The sequence below is a fragment of the Ruegeria sp. BG7 genome, assembly GCF_056535685.1.
The window spans coordinates 3,122,642-3,143,442 of the sequence record NZ_JBQFIU010000001.1 but is presented as its reverse complement, the minus strand read 5'-3'; the positions used below and the strand labels follow the sequence as shown (position 1 = coordinate 3,143,442).

Sequence of the window (20,801 nt, the reverse complement as noted above, 5' to 3'; positions counted from 1 at the left end):
ACGATTGACTGCTTTGGGCTCACTGCCGTCATCTGAGGCTTTTCGTCGGATGACCGGTTCGCCGCTCTGAGCGGCCATCCGCGCTGATGTGGTTTAGGTGATGTCTTCGCATTGGCTTGTCTCTCACGTTTGCGCTTGGTCATCAGATCAACCCGTATTTCTGCGGCGTGGCTGGCCAGTCTTGCGGGTCGGTCTTGATCAGTTTGATGATGCCTTCCAACCCGGTCGGCCAGCCGTGGTGGATGTGATAGCCGTTGATCTTGGCCAGCGTGCGCAAAGCCGTGTGAACTTTGTGGGCGGTGTCTTGGTTGCCGTGTGATCCAATCAGTAACGCTTGGTCCATCCGTTCCTGTTCAACGAAGGTCTGAAGGTTCGACCGAAGCCAAAGCACATAGGCGATCCGTTGCAACGGATCGTTCGGCCATTCGAGCGGCTTGCCACCGTTGGCTAGGATCATTTCGCTTTCGGTGATGTCCGACGGTAAGTGGACCACATTACCCCCCGTTGATCGCGTTATTCAGGAAGTCTTCGAAGCTGGTCACATTGTCGGGTGTGTCGGGGCTGGCGCTGGCTGTGTCGGGTGCTTTGACCGATGATGCCGCCAAGGCGATACCATCCTTGGTGCGCAAACCCAGATCGCGGGCCAGTGCCTGCATCTGTCGGCTTAGTTCCTGCTGATGTGCGTGGATCGGGCTGCGTCCTGACGATCCGTTCACGTGCGTCACGATGGCGGGTGTCATCATGCACAGGATGCGGTTGTCGGCCATCTGCTGCGTCACGAACGCCAGTTCAACGGTCATGTTCAGATCGGCTTCGGTCCATTTGTCCGGTGCGGATCGATAGAGGTTCGCAAACGTACGCTTGCCCAGATCGTTCAACACTTCCAATCCGGCCACATCCGGCACAGCCACGCTGGCGGGTTCGTCGGCCTGTGCGGCCTGTCGTAAGCCGGTCAGGCTGTCATTGCGTGTCTTGTGCTGTTTACGGGGCATTCGTGCAAATCCTGTCTAATTGCGCGTAAATCATCCTGAATCAGTGTGTTCCAACGGTATTGTTGTGGCGTCAAATTACTATCTGTTGCAAGATTTTTGCGTGAACCCCGGTCAAATCTGAAATTAGTACGAAAAGTTTTGGACCCACGCCGGTGACGAACTCCCTATCGATGCTTCACTCGACCCCCGCCCTAGATCGATCAGCTACCGTCCATCAAACGTATATACATCGTCACGTCATCGATCAGTGATCAGTCATCATCGTTGCATTGCGTGAAGATAGTGATGGGGATGGATGGTGTGTGCGTAACTGTGCGTGCGTCACATCAGATCACAATCAATCAACGAACAATCAGTCACGTGTCGCTGTCGATGCAAGCTAATGGCAACAGCAACTGAAAAGAAACCGGGCCAATGGCTCATGCGGTGGACCGTCACCGACCCGGTGACGGGTAAGCGGTCCAAACGGTCGAAGATGTTCACCGGGTCCGGTGGCAAACGCGCAGCCGTGGCCGAAGCCAACCACATCGAAGCGACCGAACGGGCCGCACCAACGGCCACAGAAGGCCGCAAGACAACACTGCGGGGTTTCATCACCGACAAGTGGTTGCTGCACGTGCGGGCGCACACGTCCGTCACCACAGCCAGGACGAATGAACAGCGGGTCGCGCGGGTTCTCGAATACATTGGCGACAAGCCATTGGACAAAGTGACCGGGCAGGTGATCGACGCAATGGTTGCCCAGATGGTGACCGATGGCGTTTCGGATTTCATGCGGCGTCACTTCTATGACGTGTTGCGCACCGCGCTTCGTCAGGCGCGAAAGTGGAAACTGATTTCGGGTGAACCGTGGATCGATGCCACGCGCCCAAAGATCACCAAGAAGCGGGCCAAGGTCGCATCGCTGGATGACAGCTACACCCTTGCCGATCACTTTTGGTTAGCCGGGAAACCCATTGCCGCGACCTATGTCGAAACCATCGCGGACAGTGGCGCACGACCGGGTGAAGTTCTCGCGCTGATGTGGGATGCGGTTGATCTGGATGCGGGTGTCATCGACATATGGCGGGCGCAGGAACGCATCAGTGCCAACCATTACCAGATCAAAGAAACGCCGAAGAATGATGTGTCCGTTCGCCGGGTCGCGCTGTCACAGCGGACCATCGCATCGCTGCGGAAACTGAAGGCGCACCACGCAGAACTGCACCTAGCTTCGGGCGGCATCTGGCCGAAAGACGGGCTGGTCTTTCCGTCGCAGTCCGCACAGCTTTGGACGGTCCGACAGGCGGGTCAGGTCATCAAACGGATGGCGGACAAGCACGGCCTGACGACGGGCAGCTACAGCAGGCGTCACGGCATGGCGTCGGAAATGCTGGCCCATCAGGTGCCGGTCGCGGTCGTCTCGGAACGCATGGGACATGCTAGCAACAAACAGACCTTGGACACATACACGCACGCCCTGCCCCAGCACGCGGATGCTGCGGTCGATTGGCTCAACAACCGGGGCAAGTAGGTGTCCAGTTTGGTGTCCATAGTGTCCACGCGCATTGGACACTTGTGCCGCACCTGTTGATTTTTGTGCAATAGAAACAACTACATGAGCACAATGGACCGGTTTTTGGTACCGTGTATCGTAGATTCGAATCCTACCACCCCAGCCACCTTTTCCAGAAAAGCCAGGAAAATAAGGGGCGACAGAGCCTCCGGAAAATTCAATGTGTCACAGCATTCGGAAACTGTGACACATGCTGTGACACCGCCAGCAAGAAATCGACCCGGCGCGCGGTCGCGCAAACCCCGTTATTATGCGGGCCCCTACCTCATGCGCCGCGGCCGTATTTTCTATTTCCGAAAACGCCTGCCAAAAAAACTATCAAACCAGGTCCCAAACCAGTTTCTTTGCCTGTCGCTTTGAAACCGTGCAAGTGCACCGCTCGCAATGCCCGGTCCGCCAAGCCTCGGATATAAGACTTGCCAGCCAAGACGGGTCGGAGCATCTACAGACTGAGCTGTAACTGGTGCGGTGAGGATATGCTTCCCTCGGCGTACTCAGTTATTGTCCTCCGCTCCACCTTCCCAGCGCTGCAGATCCTCTTCGGACATTGGCTCGAGAAAGTCGGGGGAAGAAAGCCGAGGTAACCCGGATCTATACGCGTGGGCCATATTTGCGGCATCTGCGCCTGCTCGATGTGTTGTTGGACGCTCCGCTCGCGTTTCGTAGACTTGCTCGATCGCACCGGGTGCAACAACGCCGTCTTCCTGAGAAAACGAGACCCAGACGATCCGGTCAAAGTCATCGATCTGCCTCGCACGTTCACCGAGCGTTGCGAGAAGACAGTCAAGCCAGCGTTGGTCGAGCTCAGGAGCGTCGCTGACAAGGACGTTATCGCCTACAATTTCTTTCAACCAGCGTGCTACATCTTCCGCGGGTTCCGCCGTCTTCAAGGCGCTGAAAGGAATATTTTGTACGGCAGCGCTTTTCTCTGACCAATCATCGAGCAACCAGTCAGGATCTGGCTGTATGAGCTTGCTTTCGACAACGACGTCTTGCTGTTCGATCCACGCAATACCAAGTTCGATCGGCCAGCTTTCAGGGCTAAACGAGGATGCCTCGAAGTCGATGAATACGAGCTTTTTCGGATAGACTATTTTCCCATGCTCATCGAGCCCGACACCGAGACCAAGGGAGCGACGTTTGGCGAAAAATGCTTCTTCTTCCGGCGTCGGCCGGCTGATAGAGTGCAATAGGTTTTTCAGGTCATCCTGAGACATGATCTTTCAGTGGCAAGTTGGGCTCAGACCCACAGGTTCCGGTTTTCGTCAAGTGTCATGGCAGGTTCTGCGGTTACGGGAATGCAACTTATCAATTGTGGGAACATCAAAATGACAACGTGGGAAATCGCCTTCAATATTGCGGCCGCGGGAGCGACAATCATTCTTCTTCTTCACCTATGGCGGCTACTGAAAACGTGCGAGCGGGACCGTTCAAACGACGCTGAACTCGTGAAACAGTTTAGGGACACCGCGCCATATGACAATCTCGAAGACCTATTATCGAACAAAGAATGAATTTTGTTCGGTGACGAGTAAGCACCTCTCATCTGTCTTTTAACAGCACGAAAACCTCGAGTTCGGATCCCAGCATGTCGTCAATTAGGTCGCAGTGCTTGAACCGTGCTCCGTCAATCGCGCCCAGGCCCTTTGCCTTCCGGTCAGGCAACCTTGCCCAACTGGCATAACAGTACACTTACTGATCCAGTGCATGTGCGCTGGATCAGCCAAAATACAAAGCTTTTTTGAATTTGGATAGACATGTTCAATGAAGAGGTTCGCCTCAGGTTTTCTTTCTGTCTTTCTTTCAGCCAACGCCAATTGATGTCAGACCGCGACTAACCTTCGGTTTGCCATGGCAACCTTTGCAACACTAAGACGGGTATTTCCTCGAGCACGGATGTGCATTCGCACAAGAAACGGGACGCGCCTGAACGCGCCCAGTTTCGTCAAGTCGCGACGTGAGATATGTCTTTGTCCGGCGAGTATATGTCCAAAATGTTCCAATGTCCGGTCGTTGGTGTTGGGTTGTTGATCATTGGCACATCGAGCACGGTTGGTTTGCCACTGGCGATTGCCGCTTCCAGTGCGGGCAACAGTTCGTCGGCAGCACTGAGCCTGTGCCCTTCCGCGCCGTAGGCTCGCGCTATGTCGGCATAGCCCGGTCCGTTTGCGGGCGCGGCGGCTGATCCGGGGAACGTGGTTCCATAGGTCAATCCGTAGTGCGCTTTTTGAAGGCCGGCGATTGTTCCGAAGGCGTTGTTGTTCATAACCAGCCAGATGATGCCCAGATCGAGTTCGACGGCCGTTGCGAGCATCGACGGGTTTTGACCGAAGCCACCATCGCCGACCAGACTGATCACCACGCGATCTGGCGCTGCCAGTTTCGCGCCGATCGCGCCGGGGGGGCCAAAGCCCATCGTGGCGAACCCGCCTGGGGTAAGTATTGAACCGGGCGTCAGGATATCGAACTGTTGCCCGACACCGTTCTTGTTCCACCCGACGTCCGTGGTGATGATGGCATCCTCGGGCAGTGCCTTGCGGGTGTCTGCCAGAATACGCTCGGGCATCATTGGAAAGGCCGATGAGGTCGCCATTTCCACGTTGTGCGCTTTGAAATCCGTTCGGAAGTCGGCGATCTTCTGTTCCAGAGCGGGGCGTTTGAAACCGTCCGGATACATCTCGCGGGCGACCCGGTTGAGGACGCGCAAAGCGGCATTGGCGTCAGCAACGACGCCGATCTCGGTGGGATAGTTCCGACCGATCTCCTGCGGCTCAATGTCGATGTGAATGACCTTCGAACCGGGAATGTTGAATGTGTATCCGGGATACCAGCTGGAACAATCGGCCTCTTTGAACCGGGTTCCCACCGCAAAGATGTAATCCGCATTCAGGCAAGACTGGTTGACCAACTCGGTGCCCCAAAACCCGGTCATTCCCAGCACAAGCGGATGGTCGTCTCGCAGCGCGCCTTTACCCATCAGGGAATGCGCGACTGGCAGACCCATATGTTCAACAAATTCTCGCAACTCCTCGCTGGCCTGTGCCAGAAGAATACCACCTCCGACATAGGCAACCGGGTTTTCGGCCTTCGCCAACACTTCGACGATCTCACGCGCTGTCTCGTCGTCAATCGATGGTTTCTTGAACGCGCGCGTGTTGTCGCGGATACGGTCGAAACTGTCCGAGGGGATCACCTCCGAAAAGACGTCCATGGGGACATTGACCAGTACCGGCCCGGGCTGGCCGCTTTCAGCGAGATGAAACGCCTTTTCCAAGATTTCGGCCATCAGGTCTGCGCGATCCACCCGCCAGGCACGTTTGACAAAAGGGCGGTAAATCTCCCACTGGGCCGCGTCTGCGTGCAGATTCACCTCCTGATGCGGATGTTTGCCGTAGTAATGCGTAGGAATGTCGCCTGCGATCACAACCATCGGGATACAGTCCAGCGCGGCATTGGCGACCCCGGTGGCACAGTTTGTCAAACCTGGGGAGAGGTGTGACAACACCACCGAGGCCTTGCCCGTCACGCGGGCGTAAGCGTCTGCCGCGTGGCTGGCGATCTGTTCGTGCCGCACCGTGACGAAATCAATCGGGCTTTCGGCCAAAGCGGCCAGAACCGCGATATTCGTATGTCCGCACAGGCCGAACACATGTTTGACCTCACGACGTTCGAGAAAGTCGATGATATGTTCAGCGACGGTTTTGCCTTCCAGTTTTGCCCCGTCCATCACGCGACCTCCTGTCCGTAGAACTCACCGAACAGGTCCGGCTCCGAGGGGCGATCCTCAGGGATCGGGCGGCTGACCCAAGTGTAGTTCATCATATGTTTCATGGTGACGTTTTCATTGGTGATGTTGCCGCCCCAGATGCCGCAACCCAAGCTGCTGGTCATAGGCATGCCATTAGTCCAGGCACCCGCGTTGGCCTTGGATTGCGGCTGCCGCACCATCATGCGGCTGACCGGGGCCAAACGCGCGAGCCGATCGATGTGATCATCATTGTGGCTATAAATCCCGCAGGAATGGCCTTTACCCCCGGTGTTGTAGATCAGGCTGACCGTTTCCAGCGCGTCATCGAACGTGTCAAAGTGATAAAGCGCCATCAATGTGGTCAGCTTTTCCTTGGAGAACTTGTGCTGCGGGCCAATTTGCCCCTGATTTTCAACCATCAGAAACTTGCGATCTTCGGGAATGCTGAAACCGGCGACCTTGGCCGTTTGCTGCGGCGGACAGGCGATGGTCGGAAACGTACGGTTTCCCTTTTCGTCCCACATGGCCGCTTCGAGCATGGCCTTCTCTTCATCCGAACACAGGTAGCCGCCCTCGGCTTGAAGCGCCTTGAGCATATCGTCGTAAACTGAGCGCTGGATGATGATGTTGCCGTCGGCCGAGCAGCCCGACCCAAAGTCGGAGGTCTTTGAAATGCGAGTGTTCTGCGCGGCGATGTCCAGATCGGCGGTTTCATCGATGACGATGGACGAATTGCCCGCGCCAACGCCATAGGCCGGGCGCCCAGAACTGTAGGCCGCTTTGACCATCGGCTTGCCACCCGTTGCCAGAGTCAGGTCACAAATCTCCATGAGGTGCTGTGTTAACGGGATCGATGGTTTGCGGATCGACTGGAATAGGTCTTCGGGGGCACCGGCGGCACGGCAGGCTGCGCGCATGACCTCGACCATCTCAAAGGTGGTATGGGCGGTTCGCGGGTGCGGGCTGAAGATGACCGCATTCCGGGCGTTCGCGGCGGACACGCCGGTCACCGGTGGCGTCATCGCAGGGTTGGTCATGGGAATCAAGGATGCGATCACACCCGCAGGTTTGGCGTATTTCACGAGCCCCTTTTCTTCGTCGACTTCGACGATCCCCGTCGAGGGCGTGCGCAGAACATCACGCAGCACCATGTGAATCTTAAATCGCTTCGCAGGGCGCCCTTCGCGATCTCCGATACCGCTTTCGTCCACGCCTTGCTGGGCCAGACGCGTGAAGGTCTTCTCGTTCCCAGCATACCACGCAATGGCCTGAGATAGACGGTCCAGCTTGTCCTGATCCCAATCCTCGATCTCGGCCATAGCAGCGCGGGCGCGTGCCAGCATATCGGCCGCCATGTTGCGGTCGTTTTCAGTGAGCTCTTTGCCCATGATGATCCTCTTGGTGTTTTAGAATTGCAGCATCGGGCACACGACGCTGTGACCGCGCCTCGCCGAATGTTCGCTTGGCGTGGCTGAGACAGCGACGCGCGTGTTCTTCATATCCCAACTCGGCAACGCGGCTTTGGTTGGGCAGTTCGATGGAATAGTCGACGGGCGGCATCCGTTCGATGATGCCGGTGAAATCGATCCAACCTTCGCCGGGATAGAGCCGCGCATCGCGCGCCAACTGGATCATGCCCTCGCGCGTATCGGCGATGCCGGGCAGGCAATCGGAGATATGCAGGAAGTGAAACAACTCCGAGGGGACGTGCAGAAGCTCTCCGAGATCAACGCGACTGAGGTGCAGATAAAGCGTATCGACCAGAATACCGCCATTCGGTTGATCAGAGGCGCGGACAATATCCAGGGCCTCATCCAGAGTGCGCAAGCGAGAGAAGCTTGGGAATTCCAAGTCCACTGTTAGCCCGTAGGGCGCCGCCAGTTCGCAGGTTTCGGAATAGACGTCGATCAGAAAGTCACGATCATCGCGGGTGTTGGTCCACGCGCTCATGATCATGCGTTTGGCGCCCAGTTCCCCGCCGATCTCCAGAGAAGGCTCAAAACTGCGTGGGTCAACATCTTCGGTGATACGCGCAATCTCGATATCCAGAACCTTTAGACCAGTGGTGAAAAGAGCAGCTTTGGTGGCCTGCACCTGCGCCTTGTCGATCGGGGATTGAGTGAACTCTCCGGGCACATGCATCGGAATGAACCGAGGGCTGACAGCGTCATAGCCTGCCCGCGCGGCGATATAGACCAACTCGGGCGGCGTACAGCCAATCAGCGTCAGATGCGCCAAGGAATAGAGAGAGGGGCCTGCGCCAGCCTCTTCGGGTTTCACCATGAACGACAGCTCCACGTGTCTGCGAATCTCAAATTCATCACACGTAGTAAAAAATATCTGATATTTTTAAAAATATCAACTTTTAATACTGAGCAGAAAATGAAAACGCCCGAGCAATAGCCCGGGCGTGTTTTATCTTTGTGCTGGCGCGGCTTTAGACGGTGACCCAGTCGCCTCCGGACTGGTGAGAGCGCACAGAGGCATCTATGAATCGGACGCCATCCGCGCCTTGACCGACACCGGGATACGCCAGCCAATTGGCCGGAACGGCGACCCCATCCCGACGCGCGGCTACGGCCATGGCAAATTCCGTATAGAGGTTGGCCCAGGCTTCGATAATCCCTTCAGGGAAGCCGCGCGCGGTACGGATCAGACGTTCTGCGCCGGGGCCGATGCCATGCCCGTGACCTCGGCTGATGATACGATCCGGCTCACCGAACCGATTGAACTTCAGCTGCTCCGAATTCTCCAGATCCCACTCGAGACCTCCTTCGTTCCCGAATATGCGCAAACGCAACCCTCCCCGATTCCCGGGGGCAAGGCGTGTCGCCATCAAGGTTCCGGGAACTTTGTTTTGATAACGGGTGAGCATGAACACCGTGTCTTCCAAAGGCTTGGGCGCGCCGCAGACATGGAACTCGGCCCGTAGGTTGGTCAAGGGCAGGCCCGAGACAAAACTGGCCAAATGCGCGGCATGGGTTCCAATATCGCCGACACAGCTGGTCGGGCCAGAAATCTTTGGGTCCAGCCGCCATTTGACGTGGGGCGCATCAGCCACATCATCGGGCGTCATCCAGTCTTGCATGAACTCGACGTGGATTTGGTTGATTTTACCGATGCCTCCTTCCGCCACGATTTGTTTGGCTTGCCGGATAACTGGAAAGCACGACATCGCATATCCGACGGCAAAGACCTGTCCCGCGCGCGCGGTGATCTCCTCAAGCCCCTCTGCCTCGGCGACTTCATTGGTCAGGGGCTTGTCGCACAGCACGTCAATGCCCGCCTCCAGAAAGGCTTTGGCCGCGTCGAAGTGAACGTGGTTCGGGGTGGTGATCATCACCGCGTCCACACCATCCGGGCGTGCCGCCTCGGCCTTTGCCATCTCGTCGAAGGACGCGTAGCACCGGTCGGCCGGCAGATACCAATCGGCCCCACGCACCTTGCTGCGCGCAGCGTCGGAACTGAGCGCACCTGCAGCGACCTCCCACCGGTCGGTCATCCGGGCCGCCGTTGCCTGCGTGACCGAGATACGCCCACCGCCAACAACGCCCAGCCGCAAACGGCGAGACAACTGGGGGAAAGGGCCGTCAAAGTTCAGGTCTTCGGGCAATAGTCTCTCAGCCATTCTGAATCTCCATTTCCGGGACCCGTACGCCTTCCGGCAGCATTTCCACCGCCATGAAAATGCTGGGGGTAATCGTCTCGTACTGATGCCAGGGATAGTTGCCTTCAGCGTCATACATCGGCCTGTGCGTCGTGCCGGGGGCCATGAATTCTTCCAGGTAAAGAGTTTCAACGTCCCGTTCGCGGCATTGCTGCATTTTGCCAAAGCCTACGATTTGCGTATGCACTTCGCGAAACCCCGGTACCGGGCAGAAAGGATGATCCTTGTGCAATCCGACATTCAATGGGACCGAACCGGAATGGTACATGGTCAGCCCAACGTTACCCACGAAGACCTTTGGCGACATGTAGTGGCTGACACCGCGCAAACGCTCCTCTTGGCGAACATCAAAAGCGGATGGCCAGGTGTCTTTCACCCATGCGAACAACTCGTTTTCATCGGCATGGAAGTCGAAACCGTGGACAATGACTGCGCGTTCCACGCCGCCAAGCGTGCTGTCTTGCACGATCACGGAGGAAAGCGGTGCAACGGTTTGATCCTCGACAGAGAGGCCCCTCTCCCCGAGATTCAGAACAATGGCGCGACCCTCGACAGATACTCTGTCTTCATCAGTGATGTGCTGGACGCGAAAAAATGGCTGGGCAAAGTCAAGAGTCTGAATAGGCATAGACCAGCTCCTTCCTCTCATCGTTGAGGAAATCGACAGGCAGAGGCATCGGCGCTTCGCACCGGCTTTCTATAGTCTGATAGGCGCCGAATCTTGGTGCCCGTTCAATTGCGTCCATGACTTCAAAAACATGGTAGGCAAGCGCTCCACTTGCACGGGGTTGGCGTCCTTCTTGCGCCGCCAGGGCCAGATCCAAAAGGCCGAGCCCGCGGCTGTCTTCATTGAACCCGTGTTTGTTTTCGACCACCTGCCAGTCTTCGCGACCGGTTGGACGAGGCTGATGAGACCAGCGTGAGGTCTCCTGCGTTTTCAGCCAGACATCCCCTTGAAAGATATTGGCACCATGAACCGGGTCTGGATCAGGAATGCTGATGGTGCCGTTTTCTCCGTAGATCTCGAACCGCGGCGTTTCGCTGTCCCAGACGTCAAAGCTCATGGTCATCGACCCTATAGCTCCGGAGGAGAACTGCAGCAGGCTAAGGGAGTGCGTGTCGACCTCGACGTTCATCCATTCGCCGTTGCGAGGGCCGTTTTCGATCATCCTTTTGTCAAACGTGCATCGCGCCATTCCGGCGACCCGGTCAACGGGACCAAGGCAGCAGATCATGGCGGTCAGGTAGTACGGCCCAAGGTCCAGCAAGGGCCCACCACCCGCCTTATAGTAGAAATCCGGATTGGGATGGTGGCGTTCTGTCCCGTGGGTGCCGACATGGGCAAAAACCCCTGTCGGTTTGCCAATGGCACCCTCGTCGATCAAGCGCCGAACGGTCTGCCAGCGACCGCCCAAAAACGTGTCGGGCGCGCAACCGACCAGTAACCCCTTTTCAGAGGCCATGTGCAGGATCGCCTTACCATCCGTTCGATTCATAACCAACGGCTTCTCGGAATAGACGTGCTTGCCCGCCTCTAACCCGCGCAAACTGATTTCCGCATGCGCCGCGGGAATTGTCAGGTTCAGAACGCAGTCAATCGTCGGATCGTCAAACACTTCATCTGGCGTGCAGGCCTTGGCGACACCGTATTGATCCGCTTTGACGCGGCTTTCCGAAGGATCAAGGCTTGCGCAAGCCACGACCTCAACGTTTGAGAATTTGGATAGTGTCTTTAGATAAATATCACTGATACGACCACAGCCGATAAGGCCGACCCGGAAGGATTTCGATGTCTCACGTGTCATCATTCCTGTCTTCGTAGAGGGGTAAGTAATTCGGGGGCATCGGCCCTTTGTTGCGGCCACCCTGGTTCATCTGTTCCCAAGCGTGGGCGAGTATTCCGACCGAGCGGGACAGGCAAAACAGCCCCCGCGACAAGGGCGCAGGAAAGCCAAGTTCGCAGAAGATCACAGCTGTCGCGCCGTCAATATTCATGGCAATTGGCCGACCGCCTCGTTGACGACCGAGTTCGGCTTGAACCTCTTCTCCGATATCGGCAAACCGGCCAGAAACTGTGCCTTCTGCCGCCGCATCTCGAACAAGTTGCATCAATCGTGGTGCGCGTGGGTCAACGGGCTTGTGAAACCTGTGACCAAAGCCCGATACGATCTTGCCGTAGGTCTCGCGCCAGCTGTCCAAGCCATCCCGAACAGCGTCATTCAGCGAAGCTCCCGCATCCATGCGGACTTTGATATCATAGTACAGCTCTGCACACTGCTCTCCTGCCCCGCCGTGCACGTCGCCCAGCATGTTCACCGCGGTCGCCATCGCATTATTGAGACCTACCCCGCAGGTGGCGGCCATACGCGCAGCCGCGATTGAGGGAGCCTGTGGGCCGTGATCCACGCCTGCGACCAAAGCAGCTTCGAACAGGCGCGCTTGTGCGTCGCTGGGCAGATCATCCCGCACCATCAGCCAGATCATTTGCGGGAAAGATACGTTCCCGATCAGGTCCTCTATGGCGTTGCCACGAAACGCGATCTGACCGGGCTTCATGTCGATGATGGAGGTACGCCACCATTGGCGAACGGCGCGCTCATCCATCGTCATGTTTTCATCCAGCACAGTCATTGAGTCTTCACCTCTTTGAACGTCTGGGTTTTGCTTTGTGCGGCGAGGCGAATGGGCGCGTTACGCGCACCGTAACCGGCATAACCCATGCGGCGTTCAACAATTTCGAAGAAGAAGCCGTTAAAGATGGGGCGGCTGTATATCTGAAAATACTCGGAACCCGCTGCCCGATCGTAAAGAATGTTGCCTCGGCGCAGTTGGGCAACCAATTCGTCATCTAATCCGAATGTCGCTTGCAGATCAGCGTAGTAGTTTTCTGGGATGGACAGGCTGGGAAAACCGGACTTCCGTAATTGGGCTGAGGTTTCAAATATGTCGTCCGACTGGAAGGCGATGTGCTGAACACCGGCATCAAATCCGTCTTCAAGGAATGAAGCCGCCAGTGTTCGACGCCCAACTGCACCATTCAGGTTTAAACGCACTTCGCCTTCGGGGCTTTCGATGGCTTGGCTTTGCACAACACCCGACGGGTCGGCAACGTTCACGATCGGGGATTTTGCCATCTCAAAAGTCGAAATGTAGTAGAGCAGCCAGCTTTGCATCTCATCGTGACGCATCGTCTGTGCCAGATGGTCGATACAACGCAGACCGGCAGGTTGGGTGGCTTTGGTTTTCGCAACCGGCTCGAACTCGATGTCCCAAACCCGATGCAGATCGGATTTCTCATCTATGAAATGGACAACATTGCCACCAACGCCCCGAATAGCCGGGATATCCAGTTCCCCGGCCCCTACAGGCTGTGCGAAATTCGGCGCGCCCAACGCGGTCGCTCGCTGAACCGTCTGATCCGCATCTTTGACACGCAACCCCATATCACAAACGGAGGGGCCGTGGCCCAGAAACGCCGAATGGGCAAATCCTTCCTTTTCGGTATTCACGACGATGTTTATCGCGCCCTGCCGCCACAGCTCGACGGACTTGCTCACATGCTTTCGCTCCATTCGAAAACACATTGCTGACAGCATATCTGCCAGTTGCGCGCCGCTTACTTCATCAGCTGTAAATTCGACGAACTCAAAGCCTGATGCATAGACGCGTTCCGGCAGTTCCGGGATGCCGAAATCGGTTCCCGGCTCGGTCCGTGATACCTCATCCAGGAGGTTCACCAGAGACCTGTAGCTGTCTCGGGCCAGTGTTCGGCCACCAGGTTGAGGAGCTGCTTCGTTGACGCGTGCAACCGACCAAGGCCCTTTGTATCCGGCGCGGGACAAAACGCGAACGAAGCCCGCAAGGTTCAGCGACCCAAGCCCCGGCAGAAGTCCAAAGTGCCGTTTGAGCCGACGTATATCCATCTCAAGCCGGGGTGCATCGGACAGTTGCACATGGAACAGCCGCTCTCCGGGAATGTCCCGAAGGCGGGCTGGTTTGGATCCGTCGGCAAGCGAGAAGAAGGAATTCAAAGCCAACCCCAGATTAGGGCTGTCGACAGCATCAACGACGCCTAACGCCTGTTCATCCGAGTGACTAAGATCCGACCATGGTAAACCCAAATAGGCCAGACGCATCCCCATTTCTTTAGCGATCTGGGCCGCCTCGCTAAGATCTGCGATTACCTGTTCTTCGGTCGCGGCGACATCGACCTCGAAGGCAGACCCGATAAGCAGCAATTCCGTGCCCAACTCGCTCATCAGGTCGAGTTTGCGCTTCAGTCGATCAAAAGCGCGCTCACGTCCGACATCGGGCTGGCCTTCAAGATTATGGAAGGGTTGCAGCAGGCAAATCTTCAAGCCGAGGTCCGATGCAATTTTGCGGACTTGCGATGGCGATCCGTCAAAAGCGGTCAAATCCGGTTCGTGTAATTCGACACCCCCGAATCCCGCGTCAGCGATAGCACTCAGCTTTTCAGCCAGATCACCGGGGATCGACGTTGTCGAAACCGAGAGGCACATTATCCTTGATATCCAAACAAACGCGGCAACCACAGGACTAGATCCGGCATCAGCATCATGATCACCAAGGCGAAGATGAGAACCGCGAGGAAAGCCCAGATTTCCGAGATGATTTCTCGCAGCGGAATGTCCGTCACGGCGTTGATCACAAAGAGTAGAATGCCGTAGGGCGGCGTGATCAGACCGATCATCGAGTTCACGACGACCAGCACTCCGAAATGCACCAGATCAATCCCAAGCGCTTCGCAGGTTGGAATGAACAGGGGCACAATCACCAGGATGATCGTTGTTGCGTCTAACACGCATCCCAGCGCGAGGATCAGCAGGTTAACCAGGATCAGGAACACAATCGGGCTGACATCCGAACCTTCCAGTAAGGCTGAGATCGACTGAGGAATTTGCTCCTGAATGACGATGAAGTTCAGAATGAACGCGCCACCAATGACCACCCCGACGGCGGCAGAAGAACGCGCGCTGTCGACGAACACTTGGTAAAGGCCACGGAAGGTCAGTGCGCGGTAGAACAACGCTGCCAGTAGCAGGGCGTAGAATGCAGCAACTGCGGCGGCCTCGGTCGGCGTAGTGACGCCTCCATATATACCGTAGAGCAGAATTGCTGGCATCAGCAGTGCCGGGAACGCGTTGGCGGTTTTTGCAGGCAATTCGCGCAGTGGAACAGGTTCTTCCAATGCAAAGTTCCGCTTGCCGGCAAGATAGTAGTTCATCGCCATGAGGACGACGCCCATGATCAGGCCCGGCAGAATCCCTGCCAGGAACAGCGACCCGATAGAGGCCTTGGAAACAAGCGCGTACAAAACCATTGGAATCGAGGGCGGAATAATAGGGCCGATCGTTGCCGACGCCGCCGTGATTGCAGCTGCGTAGCCTCGGCTGTAGCGGCCGTCCTTGGTCATCATCTCAATGATGATCTTGCCGATCCCGGCAGCATCCGCGACGGCAGAGCCGGACATGCCGGAGAAAATCAACGACGCAACCACGTTGACGTGCCCGAGGCCGCCCTTGAACCGACCGACCGCAGCGACGCAGAAGTTCAGCAAGCGGTCTGTGATCGACCCAGCGTTCATTATATTAGCGGCGACGATAAACAAAGGCACGGCAAGCAGAATCGTGCTTTTGTAGAAGCCTTGCAGGATCTTCTCACCCGCGAGGGCGACGTCCAATCCGGCCGTGCCAAGGTACACCAATGAGGCCAAGAGGATGGAATAGCCGATAGGTGTCCCGATGCCTGCCAGAAGAAAGAGAGCGAGCAGGCAGGAAAGAAGTTCAAAACTCATTTGTCTGCTTCCTCGTCGTATTCACCGTCGACGCGGGGATGATCGTCAACCACGTTGTACCCAACGACCAGTTCCAACTCGGTCTTAGGTGGGCCATTACGCAGGATGTCAAAGAACAGCCATCCATACCGCGCAGCCACGACCAGCATGAACACCGCATAAATTGAGAACACGGTGCGCAGCGGTATCTTCTCACCCGAGAACGGGTTTCGCACGGTCGAGGTTTTGCGGATTTTCATCCAGTCGATGTAGTCCCATGTCGGAAGGAAGCTGTAGAGCATCCCAACCACAATCGCTGCGGCCGCCAGCATCGCAAAGACCTGCCGCACGCGCATCGGCACCGAAAGGTAGATGATGTCGAACTTCACGTGATCCCTCTCACGCACGATGAAGGCGCAGCTAAAAAAAATCACCCAGACCCAGAGGATGCCGATCAGTTCAAGCGTCCAACCGGCGGGGGTAAAGAAATACCGCAAGAGAATTTGCAGAAGGAAGATCAGGAAGATTGCCGCCAGCATCCCGCCGGCAATCGCTTCGGTCAGTCGGGAGAACCCCTTGACAAAGGCTTTCATAGTGGTTCTCCCTCCCTCGATTTACTGGATTCAGTTGCCCAGCGCGTTGATCTGGTCCAGAACACCATCCGGCCAGGAACCCGCAAATTCGCTATCCAGATACATGGACTGTACCTGATTGCGGAAGGCTGCCAGATCAGGTTCGTAGATTTCCATCCCCTGCTCTTTCAGGAAACTGACCAGATCCTCTTCTTTCTGAAGTTGCTTCTGACGGCCTGATTCCGCTGCTGCGTCCGCAGCTTCCTGAACCTTGGCTTGTTGTTCCGGCGTCAACCCGTCCCAAACTTCTTTGCCAATGGCGATATAGTTCAAGTCGACCAAGTGCGATGTCAGGATGATCTGATTGGTCACTTCGTAAAACTTGGCATCAACCACGGTCGGCAGCGGGTTGTCCTGACCGTCAACGGCGCCGGTCGACAGAGCTGTATAAACCTCTGAGAACGCCATTGGTGTCGGGGCGGCACCCAGCGCTTTGCCAAGGAACTGCCACGCATCGGTGCCCGGCATCCGCAGGTTCACACCCTCCAGATCAGCCGGGGTGCTGACGGTCAGTTCATCCTTGGGTTGGCGCAGGTTCACCTGACGACGGCCCAAATACATGACCGACAGCAGTTTGACGCCCAGTTCTTCTTCGGCCTTTTGCTTGAAGGCATCCATCAAGGGATCGTTGAAGACAGCCACCTGATGCGCGGCGTCCTGATGGACATAGCCTGCTGTAAATATCGAAAACTCGGGGAAGAACTGTGCCAGTTCTTGCGCCGAGGTGATCGACATTTCCAGGTTACCCCGGCTGATGGCGTCCAACTCGGTTCCTTGGGCGAAGATGGTTCCATTATAGCTGGGCTCGTAGCTTGCGAAATCAGCGACCATGGGCGCGAAAACCTCGGCCATAGCGACCGAGCGTTGATCGGTCTCCGATCCTGATGTTGCGAGGCGAAGTTGCACTTTGTCTTCCGCCAGCGCACCACTTGTTGCGCTAAACAGAACACCGGTTGCAACCAGGGCTGATACAGCAGCCCGGCGGGTAAGTTTGGTAATCACTTTGCTCCTCCCTGAGACATCATGATGCTTCTTTTTTGCGATTCAGAGTTTTGACCTATTTTGGACATTTTGCAAGATGTTTTACAAAATATCAGATATTTTTCATTACTTGCAATCTCTGTTGCTGCGTTTCCTGAAGGTTTCTTATCCTGACTGTTTCACCTGTTCTGCAGGAATTCTGAATAGCTTCAATAACTTGAAGTGTTTCTAAACCTTCCCATCCAGACACAATCGGCTCTGCTTCGTGTCGAGCTACTTCAACAAAGTGCCTAAGCTGATTGACCAGAGGGTCAGACGCCCCCTTCTTCAGCGCGGTTGATGAGATTGGCGTCCACCAGTCCCTTTGCTCACCCTGGTAACTCCACAATCGAAGATCGGGAACGGACAACGAACCATGAGAGCCACCTATCATGTAGCTACTCTCAGTGGTTGAAGGATAGATTGGATATTCCTGAGACGTCATCTCCCAGCTCCATGGAGCGACGATGCTGTCGGACACACTTATGGTTCCAATCGCCCCGCTTTCGAACGTCAACAGAGCACCGGCAACATCTTCGTTGTCGTAACCGCGCTTGGATACAGCCGACTGAGCCTGAACGGTCAAGACTTCTCCGGCCAGGTACCGCAGCAGATCCACATCGTGGACAAGATTGACCGAGATGGGCCCTGCACCGGGTTTCTTTCTCCAGGGCGCAGCATCAAAATACTCGTCTGGCTTATAAAACCAGCAATTCGCATGGACAGCGCGCACATCTCCAATCTTCCCATCGACAATGGCTTCCTTAGCCGACCGGATCAGAGGATTGTGTCGACGATGGTGTCCGACCATCAGTGGCACATTGGCCTTCTCCGCTGCTTCAACAAGCTCAAGTGCAGCGGTGGCTTCCACGGCGATCGGCTTTTCGACAAGAAGAGGACAACCATGTCGAACACACGTGAGGCCTTGTTCAACATGAAGCGTGGTCGGGGTCGCAAGGACAGCTCCGTCCGGCGTCTGATTTACAAACATTTCCTCAAGGGTCTCGTAACATGCGACCCCGTGCTCAACGGCGTAAGCACGACCTTCATCGCTGGGGTCGACCACCGCGACGAGATCAACATGGCGCAACGCTCGGATAGCGTCCGCGTGGCGGCGTCCAACAAGACCAATGCCGACAATGGCAATGCGAAAGTTCTTAGACACTTTGCTTCCTTCCGGAGGGCCCGGCGAATCCCGAAACCGATGATTGCGATCGGGCTGCTTTGCCCAACTTGGCCACGACCGTATTGGGGTTTTCGCGATTCCGCAATAATGTATGATATTTTTATTTTTACCATACATCAGTTTGGATTGCTGATGTCTCTGAAAAATGCTAATTGAACGAGGAAACTGATAATATCGGGTGAAACGCATGGCGAAACAGCCGTCTACGATAGGTGCAAGCACCTATCAGCGAATCAAGCGGGACATCATCTTCGGGGAGTTGCAGCCCGGCTCCAAACTGAAGCTGGACGCCTTGAAGGAACGCTACTCGGCAAGCCTTTCGACACTTCGTGAAACGCTGAACAGGCTCGCCAGCGACGGATTTGTTGAAGCTCCTGAGCAACGGGGGTTCCTGGTCACACCGGTTTCACGAGAAGACCTGACCGAGATATCAGAGCTGCGAGTCTTGTTGGAATGCCACGCGTTGGAGTTGTCCATCGCGAATGGCGACACAGACTGGGAAGGCAACCTTGTTGCCGCACACCACAAACTGCATCTGATGGAACAGCAGCTTCTCAAAGGCGACGAGTCCGAGAAAGAAACCTGGAAACGATATGATTGGGAGTTTCACCAAGCGATGATCGCAGCCTGTAACTCCAAGAACCTTCTGTCTCTGCATTCAATCATCTACGACAAGTACCTGCGGTATCAGATGCTTGTGCTGACTTATCGCGGCGAAGAGGCGGTCAAGGAGCACAAGGGCATGTTCGATGCCGCGCTGGCCAGAGACGCCGACACGGCCAAGAAACTGTTGGAGGATCACATCCGAAACGGCCTCACCCACACGTTACAGGCTATGTAAGGCGGCATGCTGATTGCGTGCTTCGACGTCTTCAGGTCGACTTGGCAGTGAAAATCTCAAAATTCTAAGTCTAAATCGAGAAGTTTGTGAACGGCCCTTAGCTGCCCTTTGGCCCGGCCACCTGACGCGGCTGTGCGGCCCTTCAGAGGAGAAATTCGCCACGAGCGCTACATCCAATTCAACCCGAACTCGTGGATTGCGGGACTTTTGCCTGTCGTCGTATTGAGAACAGACAAGCATTTGGCAACATCTCTAAATGAAACGATGACCTCTGCCGAACCCATACCTCAATCTCCGGATCGCACCCTTGTTGGCGTTGCGCTGATGCTGGGGTTTTGTCTAACCGCTCCTTTGCTGGATGTGTCTGCGAAACTCGCGTCGACCAGTGTGCCGGTTGGGCAGATTACGGCTGCTCGGTTTGTGGTGCAATGTGTGCTAATGGCGCCTTTCATCTGGATAATGGGACTGTCGTTGCGCGTGGCGAAAGATCAGGTGATGGTGATGGTTTTCCGCTCATTGCTGCTGGTGTTCGCAACATTTTGCTTCATTGCCGCGATCCGGGTGATGCCCCTTGCCGATGCGCTGGCAATCGTGTTCGTTGCCCCTTTCATCGTCTTGTTGGTCGGCAAGTTCTATCTTGGAGAAGCCGTTGGCCCGCGTCGCGTTGGCGCGGCGCTTGTGGGGTTTGTCGGGGTGTTGTTCGTCATCCAGCCAAGTTTCGCAGCTTTCGGCGCTGTTGCTATTATTCCGCTTGGCACGGCAGTTGCCTTCGCTTTCTACATTCTTTTAACCCGGGGGTTGTCGCGTCGGGTGCACCCTGTGACCCTGCAATTCCACACCGGCCTGATCGCCAGCCTGGTTTGCATTCCAGCTCTAATTGTTGCGCAAGGTTCCGGCTCTGATTTGTTTGATCCCGTTTGGCCGACAGATATCGCGTTGTTGTGGCTTTTGGGCGCTGGCTTTTTCGCGACGGTGAGCCACATGATGATGACCTATGCGCTGTCTTTTGCACCTTCCGTCACGCTGGCACCGCTGCAGTATTTTGAGCTGCCGGTCGCAACCTTGTTCGGCTATCTTGTCTTCAATGATTTCCCGAACACGCTTAGCCTGCTTGGCATTGCGATCATCATCAGTGCGGGGCTGTATATGATACATCGCGAAAGGATGGCGGCCAGGCAGTTGGTCACCGTACGTGCCGTACCTCCAATCTAAGGCTACTCGCTCGGTCCGTTCCGGACATACAAAGTGCAAACACAAAGTCAAAAGCAGAAAAGTGAGGCACAATACTGGACTTAAACCAATTTCCGAACACTACCCATTGACCCCATTTCCTTTATTTTGTTAATTTTCAACATGTTGACAAAAA

Annotated in this window: 18 protein-coding genes; 3 read left to right on the top strand and 15 right to left on the bottom strand. The window is 55.9% G+C overall.

What is annotated here, in order from left to right; translation table 11 throughout:
* Nucleotides 1-142 precede the first annotated feature (142 nt).
* Entirely contained in the window at nt 143-493 is a 351-nt protein-coding gene (locus ACR3EH_RS15560; RefSeq protein ID WP_171188248.1) for a hypothetical protein, read from the bottom strand.
* Nucleotide 494: 1 nt separating this feature from the next.
* Nucleotides 495-992 carry a hypothetical protein gene (locus ACR3EH_RS15555; protein ID WP_171188251.1) on the bottom strand — a complete coding sequence of 166 codons (498 nt, stop codon included), beginning with the start codon at nt 990-992 and terminating at the stop codon, nt 495-497.
* Nucleotides 993-1,374: 382 nt separating this feature from the next.
* Here ACR3EH_RS15555 and ACR3EH_RS15550 point away from each other — a divergent pair, with 382 nt between their 5' ends.
* Complete coding sequence (locus ACR3EH_RS15550) at nt 1,375-2,505, top strand: site-specific integrase (RefSeq protein WP_171675757.1); 1,131 nt, start codon at nt 1,375-1,377, stop codon at nt 2,503-2,505.
* Nucleotides 2,506-3,041: 536 nt separating this feature from the next.
* Here the strand turns inward: ACR3EH_RS15550 and ACR3EH_RS15545 are convergent.
* The 13 genes from ACR3EH_RS15545 to ACR3EH_RS15485 form a co-directional block, all read right to left on the bottom strand.
* Nucleotides 3,042-3,764, bottom strand: a complete 723-nt coding sequence (locus ACR3EH_RS15545; RefSeq protein ID WP_171188254.1) for a hypothetical protein — start codon at nt 3,762-3,764, stop codon at nt 3,042-3,044.
* Between the two features lie 728 nt (nt 3,765-4,492).
* A complete protein-coding gene (locus ACR3EH_RS15540) occupies nt 4,493-6,274 on the bottom strand; it encodes a thiamine pyrophosphate-binding protein (RefSeq protein WP_171188257.1) in 1,782 nt (593 codons plus the stop codon).
* Entirely contained in the window at nt 6,274-7,683 is a 1,410-nt protein-coding gene (locus ACR3EH_RS15535; RefSeq protein ID WP_171188259.1) for an aldehyde dehydrogenase family protein, read from the bottom strand. Before ACR3EH_RS15535 ends, ACR3EH_RS15540 begins: the two co-directional genes overlap by 1 nt.
* Nucleotides 7,664-8,578, bottom strand: a complete 915-nt coding sequence (locus tag ACR3EH_RS15530; RefSeq protein WP_171675755.1) for a sugar phosphate isomerase/epimerase family protein — start codon at nt 8,576-8,578, stop codon at nt 7,664-7,666. The genes ACR3EH_RS15535 and ACR3EH_RS15530 overlap by 20 nt, the downstream gene beginning before the upstream one ends.
* A 154-nt stretch (nt 8,579-8,732) precedes the next feature.
* Nucleotides 8,733-9,923: a Gfo/Idh/MocA family protein gene (locus tag ACR3EH_RS15525; RefSeq protein ID WP_171188261.1), complete on the bottom strand. Its 1,191-nt coding sequence runs from the start codon at nt 9,921-9,923 to the stop codon at nt 8,733-8,735.
* Nucleotides 9,916-10,590, bottom strand: a complete 675-nt coding sequence (locus tag ACR3EH_RS15520; RefSeq protein ID WP_171188262.1) for a hypothetical protein — start codon at nt 10,588-10,590, stop codon at nt 9,916-9,918. The genes ACR3EH_RS15525 and ACR3EH_RS15520 overlap by 8 nt, the downstream gene beginning before the upstream one ends.
* Nucleotides 10,571-11,767 carry a Gfo/Idh/MocA family protein gene (locus ACR3EH_RS15515; RefSeq protein WP_253762045.1) on the bottom strand — a complete coding sequence of 399 codons (1,197 nt, stop codon included), beginning with the start codon at nt 11,765-11,767 and terminating at the stop codon, nt 10,571-10,573. Before ACR3EH_RS15515 ends, ACR3EH_RS15520 begins: the two co-directional genes overlap by 20 nt.
* On the bottom strand, nt 11,757-12,593 hold the full coding sequence (locus ACR3EH_RS15510; protein WP_253762043.1) for a citryl-CoA lyase: 837 nt from the start codon (nt 12,591-12,593) through the stop codon (nt 11,757-11,759). Before ACR3EH_RS15510 ends, ACR3EH_RS15515 begins: the two co-directional genes overlap by 11 nt.
* Nucleotides 12,590-14,482 carry a bifunctional sugar phosphate isomerase/epimerase/4-hydroxyphenylpyruvate dioxygenase family protein gene (locus ACR3EH_RS15505; protein ID WP_171188264.1) on the bottom strand — a complete coding sequence of 631 codons (1,893 nt, stop codon included), beginning with the start codon at nt 14,480-14,482 and terminating at the stop codon, nt 12,590-12,592. The genes ACR3EH_RS15510 and ACR3EH_RS15505 overlap by 4 nt, the downstream gene beginning before the upstream one ends.
* Nucleotides 14,482-15,777 carry a TRAP transporter large permease gene (locus ACR3EH_RS15500; protein WP_171188265.1) on the bottom strand — a complete coding sequence of 432 codons (1,296 nt, stop codon included), beginning with the start codon at nt 15,775-15,777 and terminating at the stop codon, nt 14,482-14,484. Before ACR3EH_RS15500 ends, ACR3EH_RS15505 begins: the two co-directional genes overlap by 1 nt.
* The gene (locus ACR3EH_RS15495; RefSeq protein ID WP_171188267.1) at nt 15,774-16,349 is read right to left on the bottom strand and encodes a TRAP transporter small permease; all 576 of its coding nucleotides are present in this window, start codon (nt 16,347-16,349) and stop codon (nt 15,774-15,776) included. The genes ACR3EH_RS15500 and ACR3EH_RS15495 overlap by 4 nt, the downstream gene beginning before the upstream one ends.
* Before the next feature lie 30 nt (nt 16,350-16,379).
* Nucleotides 16,380-17,390, bottom strand: coding sequence for a TRAP transporter substrate-binding protein DctP (dctP, locus tag ACR3EH_RS15490; protein ID WP_171188269.1), 1,011 nt, complete (start codon nt 17,388-17,390; stop codon nt 16,380-16,382).
* A 91-nt stretch (nt 17,391-17,481) separates the two neighbouring features.
* Nucleotides 17,482-18,783 carry a Gfo/Idh/MocA family protein gene (locus ACR3EH_RS15485; protein WP_253762041.1) on the bottom strand — a complete coding sequence of 434 codons (1,302 nt, stop codon included), beginning with the start codon at nt 18,781-18,783 and terminating at the stop codon, nt 17,482-17,484.
* Here ACR3EH_RS15485 and ACR3EH_RS15480 point away from each other — a divergent pair.
* Nucleotides 18,782-19,435, top strand: coding sequence for a GntR family transcriptional regulator (locus tag ACR3EH_RS15480; RefSeq protein ID WP_171188270.1), 654 nt, complete (start codon nt 18,782-18,784; stop codon nt 19,433-19,435). The genes ACR3EH_RS15485 and ACR3EH_RS15480 overlap by 2 nt on opposite strands.
* 264 nt (nt 19,436-19,699) lie before the next feature.
* On the top strand, nt 19,700-20,647 hold the full coding sequence (locus ACR3EH_RS15475; RefSeq protein ID WP_371732109.1) for a DMT family transporter: 948 nt from the start codon (nt 19,700-19,702) through the stop codon (nt 20,645-20,647).
* Nucleotides 20,648-20,801 lie beyond the last annotated feature (154 nt).